We start from the raw sequence: 1,113 nt of genomic DNA, 5'->3' as shown, positions 1-1,113 counted from the left end.
TTTAAAAAGTAAGTTATAATGGAAACATGAAAAAGCGAAATCAATATTCAGCCGAATTTAAAAGCAAAGTCGTCCTGGAGGTGCTGCAAGAAGCCTCCACTGTCAACGAAATCGCCGCTAAGCATGGTATCAACCCTGTGGTGATTAGTCGCTGGAAATGCGAGTTTATGGAACGAGCTGCAGAGGTATTTAAGAAAGGGCCCTCCACAGCCGAAAAAGAACTGGAAGAGAAAAACGAAAGAGTGGCTCAATTAGAACGAAAGATCGGTCAGCTCACCTACGAGGTGGACTGGCTCAAAAAAAAATCTGAAGAAATTATCGGACCGGATTGGGAGAAAAGATTTCGTTGACCGAAATAATCCCCATATCAGCGTCAAGCGTCAGGCAGAATTGTTAAGTATCAATCGTACTAGCGTGTACCGCCAGCCCCCTGAACAGAAGCCTATCTCCAATGAGGACTTTTTACTATGCGCCGGATTGATGAGATACATACGGCTCACCCCACCTGGGGTTATCGAACCATTACCTGCATTTTGAGACGGGATGATAATTTGCTAATCAACCGGAAAAAGGTACGCCGAATGATGCGTGACATGGGGATTTACACCATTTATCCCAAACCTAATCTGAGTAAGCGGTATCATGCCAAATATGTTCGTCCTTATCTGCTAAGAAACCTGACCATTGACCATCCGGATCAGGTCTGGGGCGTAGATATTACCTATATTCGAATGAAAAAAGGCTTCATGTATCTGTTTGTCATTATTGACTGGTACAGCCGGTGTATAGTGGATTTTGAGCTGTCAAGCACTTTGGATAAATCCTTTGTCTTAACCTGTCTTAAGCGAGCATTGAACCGCCGCAGACCGGAGATCATCAACAGTGATCAAGGCAGCCATTTTACCAACCCTGACTATCTAAATCTGTTAGAATCCTATATGGTTAAAATCTCTATGGATGGCAAGGGTCAAGCCTTGGACAATGTGAGAACAGAACGGTTTTTCCGGACTCTGGAATATGACTGCATCTACATTAATGAATTTAATAGTCCCAGGGAGCTAAGAATTGTTTTAAACCAATACATTCATGAGTACAATACCTATCGTCCCCATT

General features: G+C 43.0%; 1 pseudogene. It reads left to right on the top strand.

Annotated features, from left to right (window positions below):
• Nucleotides 1-26: 26 nt before the first annotated feature.
• Nucleotides 27-1,113 (top strand): annotated as a pseudogene (locus Tfer_RS16210) (IS3 family transposase); the annotation flags it as partial.

The sequence above is a fragment of the Thermincola ferriacetica genome (genome assembly GCF_001263415.1).
Lineage (GTDB): Bacteria > Bacillota > Thermincolia > Thermincolales > Thermincolaceae > Thermincola > Thermincola ferriacetica.
This window is presented reverse-complemented; position numbering and strand designations above follow the sequence as displayed.